Source organism: Geodermatophilus sp. URMC 65, from assembly GCF_053502545.1.
The window spans coordinates 4163872-4179543 of sequence record NZ_CP199954.1 but is presented as its reverse complement, the minus strand read 5'-3'; the positions used below and the strand labels follow the sequence as shown (position 1 = coordinate 4179543).

Here is a 15672-nt window from a genome sequence, read left to right as displayed (position 1 = left end):
ATCCCCCGAGCAACGGAGACCCTGTGAGCGCTGGACGGATCGTGCTGGTGACCGGAGCCTCGAGCGGCATCGGCCGGGCCTGCGCCGAGGCCTTCCTGGCCGGCGGCGACCGGGTGGTCGCCGCCGCCCGTCGCACCGAGCGGCTGGCGGACCTGCGCGCGCGGCACGGGGACGCCGTCCTGCCGCTGACCCTCGACGTCCGGGACCGCGCCCAGGTGTCGGCCGCCCTGGCCTCGCTGCCCGCGCAGTGGCTGCCGATCGACGTGCTGGTCAACAACGCCGGGCTGGCCGCCGGCCGCGGACCGATCCACACCGACGACCCCGAGGACTGGGACCGGATGCTGGACACCAACGTCCGCGGCCTGCTCAACGTCTCGGCCTGCGTGCTGCCCGGGATGGTCGAGCGCGGCGCCGGGCACGTCATCAACATCGGCTCCAACGCCGGGCGCGAGGTCTACCCCGGTGGCGCGGTGTACTGCGCGACCAAGGCCGCGGTCGAGCGGATCACCCGCGGCATGCGGATGGACGTCCTCGGCAGCGGGGTGCGGGTCAGCCAGGTCGACCCCGGCATGGTGGAGACCGAGTTCTCCCTCGTCCGCTTCGCCGGCGACGAGGCACCGGCGAGGGCCGTCTACGAGGGGATGACGCCGCTGGCGCCCGAGGACGTCGCCGACGTCGTCATCTGGATCGCCGACCGGCCGCCGCACGTCGTCGTCGCCGACGTCCTCGTCTACCCGGTCGACCAGGCCGGCTCCGGCAGGGTCGCCCGACGCGGCTCGTGAGGTCCCGCTGACCGCGATGTCCACGGAGGAGCTGGCCGCCCGGCGGCGCCGGGACTTCCCCGGCTGGCGGATGGTGTGGGCGCTGGCGGTCACCGAGACGGTCGCCTACGGGGTGCTCTTCTACTTCTTCGCGGTCTTCCTCGTGCCGATGCGGCGCGACCTCGACGCCAGCACCGCGCAGCTGTCCGGCGCGCTGACCCTGGCCATGGCGGTCACCGGGGCGGCGGCCGTCGGCGTGGGCCGCTGGCTGGACCGGCACGGGGCCCGCTGGCTGATGACCACGGGCAGCCTGCTCGGCGCGGCGTGCGTCGTCGGCTGGTCGCAGGTGCGCAGCCTGCCTCAGCTGTACCTGGTGTTCACCGGCATCGGGCTGGCCTGCGCGGCCGTCCTCTACGAGCCGGCCTACGCGGTCATCAACACGTGGTTCCGCCGCGACCGGCGGGCGGCGCTGCTCACCCTCACCGTGGTCGCCGGCTTCGCCTCCACCGTCTTCCTGCCGACGTCGCAGGCGCTCATCGACGCGCTCGGGTGGCGCGGCGCCCTGCTGGTGCTGGCCGGCCTGGTCGCGCTCTGCGCGGTGCCCCAGGCACTGCTGCTGCGGCGCTCGCCGGCCGACCTCGGCCTCGCCCCGGACGGCGACGCGGTGTCCCCCGAGCCCGCTGCCGGACCCGGTCCCGGGCCGTCGGCGGCGGCCCCGCCCGCCGCACCGGTCGACCCCTGGAGGGACCCCGCGGTGCGCCGGCTGACCCTGGCCACGGCGCTGGAGATGCTGGCCAACACCGCCGTCGCCGTGCACCTGGTCGCCCACCTGCTCGAACGGGGCGCGCCCCCGCCGCTGGCCGCGATGGCGGCCGGCGCGCTCGGCGCGCTGTCGGTGGCCGGGCGGGTGGCGTTCACCGCGCTGGCCGGGCGGCTGGGCACCGGTCCGGTCAGCGCGTCCCTGATCGCCGGTCAGGCGGTCGGCGTCGGGCTGCTGTTCGCCCTGCCCCAGCCGGTGTCGACGGTGCTGTTCGTGCTGCTCTTCGGAGCGGGGTTCGGCGTCATCCACATCGCCCGCCCGGCACTGCTGGGCAGCTACGTGCCCGCCGCCGTCTTCGCGTCGGTCTCCGGCGGCCAGGCCGTGGCCGGTCAGCTGGGCCGGGTGGTCGCCCCGGTCGCGGCCGGCGCGCTGATCGGGACGGCCGGGTACGGCGTGGCGTTCGGGGCGGTCGCGGCCTGCACGCTCGCCGCGGCCGCGCTGATCCTGTCGGCCGAGCGGGCCGCCGCCCTCACCCCGGAGGGGGCCGCTCGCCGGTGACCGGCCGGGCGGTCCCGGCGGCGCGCACGGCGTCGTCGAGGCCGAGCCGGCGCAGCGTCGCCTCCGTGTGCTGGCCCAGCGCGGGCGCGCCCGGGAGCACGGGGGCGCCGCTGCGCCCGAACGTCCACGGCAGCCGGGCGTGCACGAGCACCCCCTCGGTCGGGTGCTCGACCTGCTCGAAGAAGCCGACCGCGGCCAGGTGCTCGTCGTCGAAGAGGTCGTCGACGGTGTTCACCGGCATCGCCGGGACGTGCCGCTCGCGCAGCACCCGCAGCCAGTGCGCGGTGGGACGGCGGGCGAGCTCGTCGTCGACCAGCCGGTACAGCTCGTCGATGCGGCGGGTCCGCCCGCGGATGGTGGCCAGCTCCGGGTCGTCGGCGAGGTCGGGCCGGTCGACCAGCCGGAAGAACTCGCGCCAGTGCGCGTCGGTGTAGAGCAGCACCGCGATCACGCCGTCGGCGGTGCGGTGCGGCCGGCGGTAGGGCGAGGCCGTGCGGGCGTAGCCGGTGCCGTCGGTGCGGCCGGCGTACACCCGGGCGCCCTGCTGCTCCATGAGCAGGAAGCCCGCCATGGACTCGAACATCGGCACCTCGACGGCCTGTCCACGGCCGGAGACCGACCGCTCGTGGAGGGCGGCGAGGACGGCGGCCAGGGCCATGACCCCGACGGTCTTGTCGACCACCTGGGTGCGCACGTACTGCGGCTCCCCGGTGCCGCCCTGGACGGCGGCCAGGCCCGAGACGCCCTGGACGACGTCGTCGTAGGCCGGTTCGTCGCGGTACGGGCCGGCGGAGCCGTAGCCGACGGCGGCGCAGTGGACGACCTGCGGGTTGCGGGTCAGGACCGTCTCGGCGTCGACGCCGAGACGGGCGGCGGCCCGCGGCCGCATGTTGTGCAGGACGACGTCAGCCTCGTCGACCAGTCGGTCGAGGGCCGCGCGCCCGGCCGGCGTCGTCAGGTCGAGGACGACGGACTCCTTGCCGCGGTTGAACGTCAGGAACGCCGGACCGAGCCCGGAGCCGTTCTCGTCGCCGACGCCGCGGATGATGTCGCCCCCCGGCGGCTCGACCTTGACCACCCTCGCCCCCATCTGCGCCATGAGCACCGCGCAGTACGGGCCGAGGAACGTCGACGTCAGTTCCACGACGATCAGCCCCGCGAGCGGGCCCGGCGACGGCGGCACGGCGTGTCCTCCTCGGGTCGGCGACGGTCGTCGCAGCCTGTCAGAGGAGCGTGGTGCCGGTCGCACCCGGGCGCCGTCGCGGGCCCGGGCGCCGCGGTGCGACACGCACCGCGTGCTCGACCCCGAGCAGCTGTCCTCGCGGGGCCGCGACTCCTCTGGCGACCTCTCCCCCTGCTCACAGCTGGGAGCAAGGGGAGAGCGTGCCGGGAGTGACACCCGTGGCCCGCCGACGGGGATCCCGGCGGAGTGCGCCGTACCGTGGGCGGCAACGGAGGCGGGAGCGATCCGGCGGCCGGACGACTGGAGCCGTCCCGGTCCGGGACGGTGCAGGGCATGCTGCGCGGGCCGGACGCCATACGCACGACGACCGGGGTGGACGCGCGCTTGCAGCCGGCGCTGCTGGAGACGTGGCTGCAGAAGGTGGAGGACCTGTCACGGTGACGACGGAGCTGGCCGCGGCCCCGGCACAGGTGGAGACGGCGGCCGCGCTGGGCGACGCGCTCGTCGACGCCTGGGGCAGCTGGGGCCCCAACATGACCCCCGACGCCGCGCGGTCCGCGTTCATCAGCGACCGCTCCGGCGTCCCGCAGGTCTACATCCAGGACATCGTGCTCGACGGACAGCAGCCCGCGGCGCAGCACATCAAGCTCTCCGACGACCCGGTGACCAAGGTGCGGTGGGCCGCCGACAGCGGCTGGCTGACCGTCGAGGTGGCCACCGACGGCGGCGTCCGGACCGCGGTGTGGGTGGTGCGGCCGGACGGCTCCGACGCCCGCCGGGTCGCCGGCGACGCCGAGACCCACGCCGAGCTGGGGCCGTGGACGCGCAGCGGGCACCGCTTCGTCGTCACCTTCCCCGGCGCGACGGAGGGCGCGCCGACGTGCTGCTACCTCGCCGATCCCGCGACCGGCCGGCTCGACCCGCTGGCCGAGGGCGAGCTGATCCACGTGCTGGACGTGTCGCTGGAGGAGCGCTTCATCGTGATCCGCGACGGCTCGCGTGGGCAGCAGTTCGTCGTCGTCGTCGACCGGCTCACCGACGAGGCCCTCAGCGTGCTGCCGCACGGCGCGACCGGCTCCACCGACGTCGCGCTGATCCGGCCGGCGCCCGAGGACCACTCCGGGCCGGTCTACGTGTACCTCGCCTCCGACGTGGGGCTGCCCCGCCGGCAGCTGATCGGTGTCCCGTTCGGCCCCAACGGCTGGCGCGGCGAGCCGCGGACCCTCGCGGCGCGCGACGACGCCGAGCTGGAGTTCGTCGACGCCGACGACGCCGGCCGGCTGCTGCTGCTGGTGTGGAACGTCGCCGGCCGCAGCGAACTGGAGCTGATGGACACCGCCACGGGCGGGCGCACCCCGATCACCGGGCTGCCCGGGCTGGTCGCCGCCGACCCGGTGCTCAGCCGCGACGGCTCCAGCGTGGTGCTCGGCGTGCAGGGGCCCACCCGCCCGCGGGAGCTGTGGCACCTGGACACCACGACGCACGCCTGGACCCGGGTCACCTCCGCACCGCCCCTCCCCCGGCAGCGGCTCGTCGTCCCCCGGCTGGAGACCTTCCCCGGGCGTGACGGGCTGCCGCTGACCGGCTGGCTGTACCGGGCGCCGGGCCACCTCAAGGAGCCCGGGCCGGTGGCGCTGTACCTGCACGGCGGCCCGGAGGCGCAGGAGCGGCCCGTCTTCGCGCCCCAGCACCAGGCCCTGGCCGCCGCCGGCATCACGGTGTTCGCGCCGAACATCCGCGGCTCGTCCGGTTTCGGGCGGGAGTTCGTGCACGCCGACGACCTCACCGGGCGCTACGCGGCGTTCGCCGACGTCCTCGCCGCGGCCGACCACCTCGTCGCCACCGGGGTCGCCGACCCGGACCGGATGGCGGTGACCGGGCGCTCCTACGGGGGCTACCTGACGCTGGCCTCCCTGGCGTTCTCGCCGGGGGTGTTCGCCGCCGGCGTGGACGTCTGCGGCATGTCCGACCTGGTGACCTTCTACCGGGACAGCGAGCCGTGGATCGCCGCGGCGGCGGTGTCCAAGTACGGCCACCCCGAGCGCGACCGCGCGCTGCTCGAGGACATCTCGCCGCTGGCCTCGGCCAACCTCATCGACGTCCCGCTGCTGGTGGTGCACGGCGAGCACGACACCAACGTGCCGATCGGCGAGGCGCACCGGATCGTGGCCGCGCTGCGGGCGCTCGACCGGCCGGTCGAGTACCTGGAGCTGCCCGGTGAGGGCCACGACTACCGCCGGGCGCACTCCCGCAAGCGGTTGATCCGCACGCTGCTCGGGTTCCTCACCGCCGCGCTGGACGGCGCCCGCAGGGCGTAGCCCGGGTCAGCCGCGGTCCCCGGCGCCCAGCAGGGTGCGGGTCATCGCGTTGCGGGTGTCGAGCAGCTCGTCCAGCGCCGCGGTCAGGTCGGCGGCCGAGACGTCGAGCGCGCCGTCGTCGGTCCGCTCGGCGGCGAACAGTGCCGCCCGGCGGATGAGCTCCTTGAGGAACGACGCGGTGACCCCGTCGGTCCGGTCGAGCACCTCGTCCAGCCCGGAGCGGTCCATCGCGAGGTCGCCCCGGTAGAGGTCGAACAGCGCCCGGCGGGCGTCGCGGTCGGGCAGGGTCAGCTCGACGGCCTGGTCCACCCGGCCGGGTCGCGCGGCCAGCGCCGGCTCGAGCAGGTCGGCGCGGTTGGTGGTCAGCAGGAAGACGACGTCGGCGTCCTCGGCCAGCCCGTCCATCTCGTTGAGCAGCTGGAACAGCAGCGGGTGGCGGCCGGGGTGCATGCCGCGGTCCTCGGCGATCAGGTCGACGTCCTCGACCACGACCATGGCCGGCTGCAGCGCCCGGGCCACCGAGCACGCCTCGGCGATCAGGTGCAGCGCCCCGCCGGTCAGCTGGACGACGGTGGTGCCGGGCAGCCGGCTGACCAGGAAGCGCACCGTGTGCGTCTTGCCCGCGCCGGGCGGCCCGTACAGCAGCAGCCCCCGCTTGAGGTGCTGCCCGGCGGCCAGCAGCCGCGCCTTGTGCCGGGCGACGTCCACGACCTGGCGCTCGATCTCGGCGAGCGTCCCCACGGGGAGGACCAGCTGACCGGACTCCAGCTGCGGCCGCCGGTGGAACTGCAGCAGCGTCTGCCCGTGGCCGAACACCTCCTGGTCGAAGGAGAGCACCTGGCCGCGGAAGACGTTCTCCCGGTCGGCGGCGGCGCGGATGCCGCGGACCGCGGCCCGCGCAGCCCCGGGGTCGGACGACAGGGCCTGCACCGAGACGCGCGTCAACCCGGACTCCGGCTCGGCGCCGCGCACCAGCAGCGCCGTCCGCACGTCCCCCTCGGTCGTCAGCACCAGGGCGCACCGCAGGCAGGCGCGGGTGGCGCCGTCCGGGCCGCTGGGCAGGTTGACCGTCGCGGCGTTGCCCGGCCGCAGGCCGAACGGGTGCGGCTGGTCGCCCGTGGTGAGCAGTTCGGCCAGGCCGAAGTGCTGGTGGCGGAAGTTGAGGACGCCGACGGTCTCGCTGCTGCGCCCGTCCGCGGTCAGCCACGCGTCGAGGCCGGCCTGGACGTTGACGTGCTCGTAGCCGGGCCAGGTCTCCTCCGCGACGTCGCCGTCCGCGGCGGCACCGAGGTGCCCGCGCAGGAGCGAGGAGAAGGTGACCTGCTCGTCGGCCCGGGCGGCCCTGGTCACCGCGCGCAGGCCGCGGCGGGCGAGCTTGCCGAGGTCGGCCAGCTCGAGGCCGCGGTCGTCCGGCGCCGGCCCGTCGACTCCAGGTCCGCTCGCCACGTACCAGCTCGGCACCCCGGACCTCCCCGTCCGCCCACGTCGTCGGCCGCAGCCTGGCAGCTCGACCACGGGCAGACCAGCGCGTTGCACTTGCCCGCGACGGCGGCGCGGCGGAGCCTGCCCGGGTGAGCGAGGACCCGTTCGACCTGGAGCGGTTCGTGCGGGCCCAGGGCGGCGTGTACGAGCAGGCGCTGCGCGAGCTGCGGGCCGGCGCCAAGCGCGGTCACTGGATGTGGTTCGTGTTCCCGCAGGTGGCCGGGCTCGGGCACAGCCCGACAGCGCAGCGGTACGCGGTCAGCGGCCTGGACGAGGCCCGGGCGTACCTGGCGCACCCGGTGCTGGGCCCGCGGCTGGTCGAGAGCGCGCGGGCGCTGCTGGAGCTGCCCGGGGACGACCCGGAGCGGGTGCTCGGGTCGGTGGACGCGCTCAAGCTGCGCTCGTCGATGACGCTGTTCGAGGCGGCCGCGCCCGACGAGCCGGTGTTCGGCGAGGTGCTGGAGCGCTACTACGCCGGCCGGCGGGACGAGGCGACCACCACTCGGCTCTGACGAGCGGAACGCCGTGGAGTCGTCGACGCTGGGTGGCGTGAGTGCAGAGAACAGCGGCTCGGGCTACGTCACCTCCGCGGAGTTCACGCGGGACACCAACTACATCCCCGACCGGATCACCGCCGACGGTTCCAGCGGGTGGCCGGTGGAGGCCGGGCGCTACCGGCTCGTCGTCGCGCGGGCCTGCCCGTGGGCGAACCGGGCGGTCATCGTGCGCCGGCTGCTCGGCCTGGAGGACGCGATCTCCATGGGCATGTGCGGGCCGACCCACGACGAGCGGTCCTGGACCTTCGACCTCGACCCCGGCGGCCGCGATCCGGTCCTGCGCTACGAGCGGCTGCAGGAGGCCTTCCTCGCCCGCTTCCCCGACTACGACCGCGGCATCACGGTGCCGGCGCTGGTCGACGTCCCCACCAAGCAGGTCGTCACCAACGACTTCCTGCAGATGACGCTGGACCTCTCCACCGAGTGGACGGCGTTCCACCGCGACGGCGCGCCCGACCTCTACCCGGAGAAGCTGCGTGACGAGATGGACGAGGTCATGCAGCGCGTCTACACCGAGGTCAACAACGGGGTGTACCGGTGTGGCTTCGCCGGCTCGCAACCGGCGTACGACGAGGCGTACGACCGGCTGTGGACGGCGCTGGACTGGCTCGAGGAGCGGCTGTCGGGGCAGCGGTACCTGATGGGCGAGTCGATCACCGAGGCCGACGTCCGGCTGTTCACCACGCTGGCCCGCTTCGACCCCGTCTACCACGGCCACTTCAAGGCCAACCGGCAGAAGCTGACCGACATGCCGGCCCTGTGGGCCTACGCGCGCGACCTGTTCCAGACCCCGGGGTTCGGCGACACGACCGACTTCCCGCAGATCAAGGAGCACTACTACGTCGTCCACGCCGACATCAACCCGACGCAGGTCATCCCGCAGGGCCCCGACACGTCGAACTGGCTGACCCCGCACGGCCGCGAGGAGCTCGGCGGGTCGCCGTTCGGCGACGGCACGCCGCCCCCGCCCCCTCCTGCGGACGAGCGCGTGCCGGCCGACCACGGCCCCGGCGGCCTCGGTCACCGGTGACCCTCGTCGAGCTGACGTCCGACCGCGCCTTCGCCGACGTCCCGGCGACGACGTTCGCGGCCGAGGGCGTGTGGGAGCGCGCGGACCTGCAGGCGGCGATCCGCGACCGCATCGACGTCCTCGGCGACGACCTGCTCGTAGTGGCCGAGGAGTTCGGCGACTGATCCGAAAATCTCCCGGGATGTGGATCAGGCTGCGGGGTTGAGGGTGACCGAGTAGCCGAGGGCCTGCAGTTCGCGGATGTGATGACGGGCCTTGCGCTCGGGGTTGTTGCGCGCGGCGTAGTAGTCCGGACCAAGGTCGGTGAACTGGGCCTGCTCGTCGGAGAGCAGCGCCCAGATGATGACCAGGATCGAGCGGCCGATCGCGACGATGGCCCGCTTCTTGCCGCGACGTCGGGCGATCCGCCGATAGCGCTCGCCGAGGAAGGTGTCGGTGCGGGCGGCGCTGACGGCGGCCTCGCCGAGCACCCGGGCCAGGTAGCGGTTGCCCTTGCCGCTGCCTGCTTTGCCCGTGGGGCGGCCGGCGGATTCGTTGACTCCTGGCGCGAATCGAGCCCACGAGGCCAGGTGCGCCGGGGTCGGGAAGCGGGTCATGTCCGTACCGATCTCGGCCAGGATCATCTGCGCGGCGACCGGCCCCACGCCGGGAATCGCATCCAGCTTGGCGACCGCGGATGCCAACTCGCCGACCTGGGCCTCGATGCGGGCCTGCACCGTGGCGATGTCGGCGGTGACCGCATCGACCCGGTGCAGCATCTGGGCCAGCAGGAAGGCGTGGTGGTCGGTGAACCGCCCGGTCAGCGCCTCGGTCAGGCGAGCGGTCTTGGACCGCAGGCTGCCGCGGGCCAGGTTCGCCAGCACCACCGGATCCCGCTCGCCGGCGATGAGCGCGGCCATGATCGCCCGCCCGGAGGCCCCGAACGGATCGCTCACCACGGCCGTCAGCTTGATCAGCGCGTCCTCGAGCAGCTTGTCCACCCGCTGCTTCTCCGCGGTGCGCACGGCCAGCAGATCGACCCGGTAGCGGGTCAGATCGCGCAGGGCCCGGATCTGCGGCGGCGGCACGAAGCTCGGCCGCAGCATCTGCCGCTCGGCGACCTTGCACAGCCAGACCGCATCCAGCCGGTCGGTCTTCGGCCGGCCCGGCAGGTGCTTGACGTCGTGCGCGTTGACCAGCCAGGTCTCGAAGCGGTCCTCCAGCAGGTAGAACGGCGCCCGCCAGTAGTCGCTGGTCGCCTCCATCACCACTCGGCTCACCCCGAGCTCGGCCAGCCAGTCGCCCAGCCCCAGCAGTGCGGCGGTCATCGTGGAGACGGTGCGGACCTCCTGCATCCGCTGCCGGCCCGGGCCGGGCACCCGGGCGCAGCACACCACCTCGGCCTTGGCCACGTCGAGAGCGGCGACCCGCTCGATGATCTCGGGCTCGTCGGTGTCGACCCGCATCGCCCTCGCCCCCTTGACCCTGATCCGGAGGCGGCCACCCGTGGGAGCTGCAGGGAAGGGCGAATCTGATCCTCGTGCTCGAAGCACACGCAACGGCCCACAGCGCAGCTCCCGGCGCCCGACTTCAGACCGGCCTCGAACGACCAAGCCACCACGACGTCGACGGGCGGCCGCGCACCATTTTCAGCCCGGAACGGCACTCCCCGACAGGGGACACCCAGGACTTCGACGTCAAGCGCCGGATCGACCTGCTGTGCGTCGACCGCGCGGGGCAGCTCGTCGTCGTCGAGCTCAAGCGCACAGAGGACGGCGGTCACATGGAGCTACAGGCCCTCCGGTACGCCGCGATGGTCTCGGCGATGACGTTCGACCAGCTCGCGGCCACGCTGGGCCGGCACCTGCGGGCGGTGGACTCCCCCGACGCCGACCGGGCGCGCGAGGTGCTCGCCGAGTGGCTGGAGGACGTCGGCGGTGAGGACGCCGTGCTCGAGCGGCGGGTGCGGGTCGTGCTGGTGTCGGCCGGGTTCGACACCCAGATCACCACGACCGTGTTGTGGCTCAACGACGTCTACGACCTCGACGTCACCTGCATCCGGATGACGCCGTACCGGGTGGGCGAGCGGCTGGTGGTCGACCTGCAGCAGCTGATCCCGCTGCCGGAGGCCGCCGAGTACACCGTCGGACTGCGCCGCCGCGAAGAGGCCACCCGCGCGGCGGCCTCGGGGTCCGGCGACGGCCGCGACCTGACCCGCTACGCAGTCGCCGGGCCGTCGGGCACCAGCGCCTTCCTCCCCAAGCGGCGGGCGCTGCTGCTGCTCATGCACCAGCTGCACGCGGCGGGGGTGACACCCGAGGCGATGGCCGGGGTGATGCGGCGGTCGAAGTTCCTGCCCGTCGCGGGACGGCTGACCGGCGACGAGCTCACCGCCGCGTTCGTCTCCCGCTACCCGAGGGCGGAGGAGAACCTGAGGCGGTGGTTCCTCGACGAGCCCTTCCTCGACGGCGAGCGCACGTGGGTGCTGTCGAAGATGTGGGGCATCGGCACCGTCGAGGTGATGGACGCCCTCACCGGCCTGGCGCCGGACTCGGGCATCGAGGTCCTCCCCGACGACGGCGGGTCCGAAGACTGACGTAGGGGCCGATCCGGACGTCCTCCGGACCGGCCCCTGCGGTCACTCGCAGCCGACCCCGTCACCGTCGCGGTCGAGGTGCCGGCCGTAGCCGGGGTCGCCGACGCTGACAGGGGCGGCGCCGGCGGCGCGCGCCGCGGAGCAGTTGTCGTAGTACGTGCTCGCCGGAGCCTGCGCATCCGGCGCGCGTACCGGCGCTGACCCGGACGAGGCCGAGCCTGAACTGCTCACCGAGTCCTCGCAAGCGATGCCGTCGTTGTCGGCGTCCAGTCGCTCGGGATCGCCAGGGACTGCGTCGAAGGCCGCCTGGGCCTCGGCCTGGGTGTTGAAGTCCGAGCAATCGCGGTCGGTGGGAGCCGATGCGGTACCCGTGCTCCCGAGCGACGATCCAGCAGCCTCGGCGTTGCGCGGAGCGTTTTCGCGAGAGATCAAGGCCTGCTCGCGCTGGTCGAGCTCCGCGCTGCGCGCCTCGACGCCGGCCATCTGCTGCTGGACCCGGGCCTCGGCCTCCGCCGTGATCTGCTCGATCTGCGCCTGGACCCCCGCGACCTCGTCCTGCGCAGTCTCTAGCTCGCTCTGCAGCGTCATGTACTGCGGTGTCGACGTGGGGTCGGTCGTGTCATCGGCGCCACCGACGCAGGCCCCCAGCAGGAAGGCAAGCAGCGGGATCGCCCAGCGCAGCCCCCTACGGGAGCGCCGAAGCGACTGATCAGGTGACGGTTGGACGGGCATCTGCATGGTCTGCGTGGGCTGCATGCCCGGGTCGGTCGGCATCGTCGCGGTCCCCCGAAGTGAGAAGTGCCGTCTTCCGAGGCGCCGTCCGCGCGGGCGAGACCTCAGCAGTGCAGCGGCACCGTACGTGCGCGCCGCGCCCAAGGTGTGCCGGCTGATCCGATCAGGGCCGAATGGTGCGAGAGATCCGGATGAGGCCGGATCGCGGCATTCCCGAGGCCCGATGGAGAGGACTGCCGACGGTCGGCGGAGCGCCCGCCATCCAGCCCGCGAGCGCGTGACGGTCGCTGAGGGCGCCGCCTCCACGGCACGCGAGGTCGACTGCCGGTCGGGAGAACCCACTGGTCGTCACGAGCCAGACGTGCCGCGTATCGCGTCGTCCCCGAGTCGCGGCCACCCCCTCCATCGACAGGTCCGGTTCCGGGCTCGCTGCGCTCAATCGGGTGACCGCCCGGATGGGTCAGCAGCTCTCCTCGATGACGAGCATGTAGCGGCGCCGGTCGTCCTTGAACTCGGCGACGGCGAAGCTCGTGTGGTCGCCAGGCTCCTGCACCGTTCCCCGGTGGTACGGGCGGACGCGCTGCCACCGTTCCTCGCGGTCGGGCACGGCCACCTCCGTCGGCGCGTGCGGCCCGTGGAAGTGCAGGACCGCGACGTCGGGCGAACGCAACAGGTGCTCCACGCGCTTCTCCGGCACGTCCCCGCCGCGGAGACGCCAGGCGGTGCCCTCGGCGTCCACCCACCGACCCGGGATGATCGCGGACGGCCACGGGATCGCGTCGCCCACCGACGACTCGTCCGAGTCCGCCGGAGGCTGTCTCCGCTGCTTCGCCTGCTTGCCCACGCCCACATCCTCACCCGTGAGCCCGTGGTCGGAGCCACTAGCAGCGTCCGGCCGACGGCGTCGTCGGCCGTGTGGACGGGCGCCCTCCTGTGGACGGCGGACCGCACCGACGGTGGCCGCGACCAGGGTCCCGGGCATGACGACTCCCCCGCTCGCCCGGATCCCCGTCCGCTCGGCCGCTCGGCCGCCGAGCTGACCCAGCGCTGGGCCGACCTGCTCGACCCGCCGGTCTTCGCCGCCCGCAGCCTCTGGCTGTCGTGGCTGCACGAGGACGGCACCACGCTGCCGGTGGTCATGCCGGTGGACGACGTACCACGGGTGCCGGACCTGCCCACGCTGCGCGGGCTGGTGCACCTGCACGAGGCCGTGGTGGAGCACACCCGTGACATCACCCACCTGGCGATGGCGCTGTGCCGCCCCGGCCACGCCGTGGTCACCGCTGAGGACGACGAGTGGGCCACGGGGCTGCACACCGTCCTCGACGACGCCATCGAGAGCAGGTGGAGCCTGCACCTGGCCGCCGGCGGGCGGGTGGTCCCGGTCGTCGAGCCCACGACGTGGGGGCCGCCGACCGGGTGAGGCGGGAGTCGAGACGCCGGCGCACGGTCGACCCGACCGCCGGGACGTCCGCGGGACCGCGCCACACCGTCGGCGCGTCGGTCCCTCGACGGCGCGGGCCGGCTCGACGTCGAGCAGGCTGGGGAGGTGGCTGCCGGACCGCCCCTGTCGCTGCCCAGCGCCGGACCGGACCCGGTCCCCTGGGACACCGCCCTCGCGGCGGTGCTCGGGTACGCGCGGGGACGGCGGCCGCTGTGGTTCCGCTCCCCGAGCCTCCCGCAGGGCCGGTGGGTGCGGGTCCCGGCCTTCGGGTACGAGCGCTTCGACTGCCGCCCGCCGGTCGCCGGACCGCTGGGCGACGACGACGTCCTGGTCGCCGAGGGGCTGCACGGCCGCCTCGACCCGGTGGGCTGGGCCGCGGTCCGCTCCGCGCTCGACGAGGTCGGACCACTGGCCGACGCCGTGGCCGTGCGGGCGGACGGGCGGAGGTTCTGGGAGCTCCCGCCCGGGGAGCTGTCGGTGCTGGAGGAGCCGGGCACGGTGGGCGCCGGTCTGCGGGGCATCGGCGGTCACGGCCCCGGGCGGCACCGTGAGCACCTCTCCGCGGCGCTGCACCACCGGCGTCCGGACCTCGTGCCGCTGGTCGGCAGCACCACCCGCCGTCAGTTGCTGCCCCATGTCGAGGAGGGCGACAGCGGCCCGGAGGCGGTCGTGCACCGGGAGCTGCTGGCCAACGCCGAGGCGTTCGGCGCGCTCGAGACCGTGGCGTCCGGACTGCTGACCGCGACCGGGGGCGTCCCGCTCACCCGGCTGCGGCTGCACGACGTCCTGGTCTGGCTCAGCGGCAGCCTCCGGCTGGCGCACGCCGTCGCCCTCGGCAGGCAGACCCCGGAGTGGGCGGCGCCTCGGGCCTGACCGGGTCGAACGCGCCGTCGAGGACGGTGACGCCGACGGTCCCGTCCAGCTCCGCGGCCGACCGTCGGCACGCCTCCCGGGTCACCAGTGGGGTCGAGCCGCGCCTCGCTGCCCGGCCGGGTACGCGGCGTGACCGCGAGGTCGGGGCTGTCCGCTCGGGGGGGGGATGACCCCACTCCGACCGTGGGGGAACGCCGGGTCGATCCGGGGGTCGGCACGGTCGTATCAAGCGGCGCCACACCGGACTCTTGTCTCCAGGGGATCCACCCACGGGCCGCGCGGGACACCGCAGTTCCGCGCCGACGAGATGAGAACCGATCGTGACCGTCATCTCCCAGCCGCACGAGTACAACCAGCACGACCTGTTCATCGACCTGCGGTCGGTGATCGGACACCCGCTGTTCCTCAAGGTCGAGGGGTTCAACTTCGCCGGGTCGGTGAAGCTCAAGGCCGCGAGCGGGATGGTGGCGGCCGCCGAGCGCGAGGGTCGGCTGCAGCCGGGGTCGGTCATCGTCGAGTCCTCGTCGGGCAACCTCGGCGTCGCGCTGAGCATGATCGCGGCGAGCAAGGGCTACGGGTTCCTGTGCGTGACCGACCCCCGCTGCAACCTGCAGACCAGGCTGCTGATGGAGGCGCTCGGCGCCGAGGTGCACGTGGTCACCGAGGTGGCCGACCCGGCCCGCGGCCTCCTCGGTGCGCGGATGGACTACGTGAGGGCTCGGTGTGCCGCCGACCCCCGGTACGTGTGGCTCAACCAGTACGAGAACCAGAACAACTGGCAGGCGCACTACCGCCAGACCGCGCCGGCGATCGACCGGCAGTTCCCGGACCTGGACGTCCTGTTCGTCGGGGCCGGCACCACCGGCACCCTGATGGGCTGCGCCCGGTGGTTCCGCGAGCACCGCCCCTCGGTGCGCATCGTCGCCGTCGACGTGGTCGGCTCGGTGTCGTTCGGCGGTCCGGCGAGCACGCGGATGATCCCCGGCCTGGGCATGGGCGTCCGCCCGCCGCTGCTCAACGAGTCCTACGTCGACGAGCTGGTGATGGTGGAGGAGGCGGACACCGTCCGCGCCTGCCACCGGCTGGCCCGGCGCGGCTTCCTGTTCGGCGGCTCGACCGGCACCGTGGTCAGCGGGGCCACGAGCTGGCTGGCCCGCCACCTGGAGAACGGCGGGCGGGAGCTCACCGCGGTCACCATCGCCCCGGACCTGGGTGAGCGGTACCTCGACACCGTCTACCAGCCCAACTGGGTGCAGGACATCTACGGCGACGACGTGCTGCGGTCGCTGGACCTGGACGCGGCCCCCGCGACCGCGGCACTGCCGCCGATCCCCGTGCCGCGGGTCCCCATCGACGCCGCGGTGGCGTCGAACGTCGCCTGAGCACCACCCGGTCCCCG

15 protein-coding genes are annotated in these 15672 nt (G+C 74.2%); 10 read left to right on the top strand and 5 right to left on the bottom strand.

The genetic code is table 11. The features are described 5' to 3' along the window. The first annotated feature begins 23 nt into the window (after positions 1 to 23). Both ACWIX7_RS20220 and ACWIX7_RS20215 read left to right on the top strand, forming a co-directional pair. Entirely contained in the window at positions 24 to 782 is a 759-nt protein-coding gene (locus tag ACWIX7_RS20220) for an SDR family NAD(P)-dependent oxidoreductase (protein WP_448618201.1), read from the top strand. Positions 783 to 798: 16 nt separating this feature from the next. After that, positions 799 to 2079 carry an MFS transporter gene (locus ACWIX7_RS20215; protein ID WP_448618200.1) on the top strand — a complete coding sequence of 427 codons (1281 nt, stop codon included), beginning with the start codon at positions 799 to 801 and terminating at the stop codon, positions 2077 to 2079. On the opposite strand, the gene ACWIX7_RS20210 is transcribed toward ACWIX7_RS20215, so the two are convergent. Then, on the bottom strand, positions 2051 to 3262 hold the full coding sequence (locus tag ACWIX7_RS20210) for a CaiB/BaiF CoA transferase family protein (RefSeq protein WP_448618199.1): 1212 nt from the start codon (positions 3260 to 3262) through the stop codon (positions 2051 to 2053). The two genes, ACWIX7_RS20215 and ACWIX7_RS20210, sit on opposite strands and share 29 nt — an antisense overlap. Before the next feature lie 437 nt (positions 3263 to 3699). Between ACWIX7_RS20210 and ACWIX7_RS20205 the strand changes: the two genes are divergently transcribed. After that, positions 3700 to 5580, top strand: a complete 1881-nt coding sequence (locus ACWIX7_RS20205; RefSeq protein WP_448618198.1) for a S9 family peptidase — start codon at positions 3700 to 3702, stop codon at positions 5578 to 5580. Between the two features lie 6 nt (positions 5581 to 5586). Here the strand turns inward: ACWIX7_RS20205 and ACWIX7_RS20200 are convergent, their stop codons facing one another. Next, the gene (locus ACWIX7_RS20200; RefSeq protein WP_448618197.1) at positions 5587 to 7041 is read right to left on the bottom strand and encodes an AAA family ATPase; all 1455 of its coding nucleotides are present in this window, start codon (positions 7039 to 7041) and stop codon (positions 5587 to 5589) included. A 110-nt stretch (positions 7042 to 7151) separates the two neighbouring features. Here ACWIX7_RS20200 and ACWIX7_RS20195 point away from each other — a divergent pair, with 110 nt between their 5' ends. The 3 genes from ACWIX7_RS20195 to ACWIX7_RS20185 are packed head-to-tail and all read left to right on the top strand — an operon-like array spanning position 7152 to position 8813. Next, on the top strand, positions 7152 to 7574 hold the full coding sequence (locus ACWIX7_RS20195) for a DUF1810 domain-containing protein (RefSeq protein WP_448618196.1): 423 nt from the start codon (positions 7152 to 7154) through the stop codon (positions 7572 to 7574). Between the two features lie 37 nt (positions 7575 to 7611). After that, the gene (locus tag ACWIX7_RS20190) at positions 7612 to 8649 is read left to right on the top strand and encodes a glutathione S-transferase family protein (protein ID WP_448618195.1); all 1038 of its coding nucleotides are present in this window, start codon (positions 7612 to 7614) and stop codon (positions 8647 to 8649) included. Continuing rightward, positions 8646 to 8813 (top strand): hypothetical protein, encoded by a 168-nt coding sequence (locus ACWIX7_RS20185; protein ID WP_448618194.1) that lies wholly within the window; start codon positions 8646 to 8648, stop codon positions 8811 to 8813. The genes ACWIX7_RS20190 and ACWIX7_RS20185 overlap by 4 nt, the downstream gene beginning before the upstream one ends. Before the next feature lie 24 nt (positions 8814 to 8837). Here ACWIX7_RS20185 and ACWIX7_RS20180 read toward each other — a convergent pair whose 3' ends face one another. Continuing rightward, positions 8838 to 10094, bottom strand: coding sequence for an IS110 family transposase (locus tag ACWIX7_RS20180; protein ID WP_448617358.1), 1257 nt, complete (start codon positions 10092 to 10094; stop codon positions 8838 to 8840). A 74-nt stretch (positions 10095 to 10168) separates the two neighbouring features. Here ACWIX7_RS20180 and ACWIX7_RS20175 point away from each other — a divergent pair, with 74 nt between their 5' ends. Next, on the top strand, positions 10169 to 11224 hold the full coding sequence (locus ACWIX7_RS20175; protein WP_448618193.1) for a hypothetical protein: 1056 nt from the start codon (positions 10169 to 10171) through the stop codon (positions 11222 to 11224). A gap of 42 nt (positions 11225 to 11266) precedes the next feature. Here ACWIX7_RS20175 and ACWIX7_RS20170 read toward each other — a convergent pair whose 3' ends face one another. After that, positions 11267 to 11998, bottom strand: coding sequence for an excalibur calcium-binding domain-containing protein (locus tag ACWIX7_RS20170; protein WP_448618192.1), 732 nt, complete (start codon positions 11996 to 11998; stop codon positions 11267 to 11269). A 418-nt stretch (positions 11999 to 12416) separates the two neighbouring features. Further along, on the bottom strand, positions 12417 to 12800 hold the full coding sequence (locus tag ACWIX7_RS20165; protein WP_448618191.1) for a hypothetical protein: 384 nt from the start codon (positions 12798 to 12800) through the stop codon (positions 12417 to 12419). A gap of 24 nt (positions 12801 to 12824) precedes the next feature. Between ACWIX7_RS20165 and ACWIX7_RS20160 the strand changes: the two genes are divergently transcribed. From ACWIX7_RS20160 to sbnA, 3 genes are all read left to right on the top strand, one after another. Then, positions 12825 to 13379: a hypothetical protein gene (locus ACWIX7_RS20160; RefSeq protein WP_448618190.1), complete on the top strand. Its 555-nt coding sequence runs from the start codon at positions 12825 to 12827 to the stop codon at positions 13377 to 13379. 126 nt (positions 13380 to 13505) lie between these two features. Continuing rightward, positions 13506 to 14273 (top strand): hypothetical protein, encoded by a 768-nt coding sequence (locus ACWIX7_RS20155; protein WP_448618189.1) that lies wholly within the window; start codon positions 13506 to 13508, stop codon positions 14271 to 14273. A 320-nt stretch (positions 14274 to 14593) separates the two neighbouring features. Then, entirely contained in the window at positions 14594 to 15655 is a 1062-nt protein-coding gene (sbnA, locus tag ACWIX7_RS20150; RefSeq protein ID WP_448618188.1) for a 2,3-diaminopropionate biosynthesis protein SbnA, read from the top strand. Positions 15656 to 15672 lie beyond the last annotated feature (17 nt).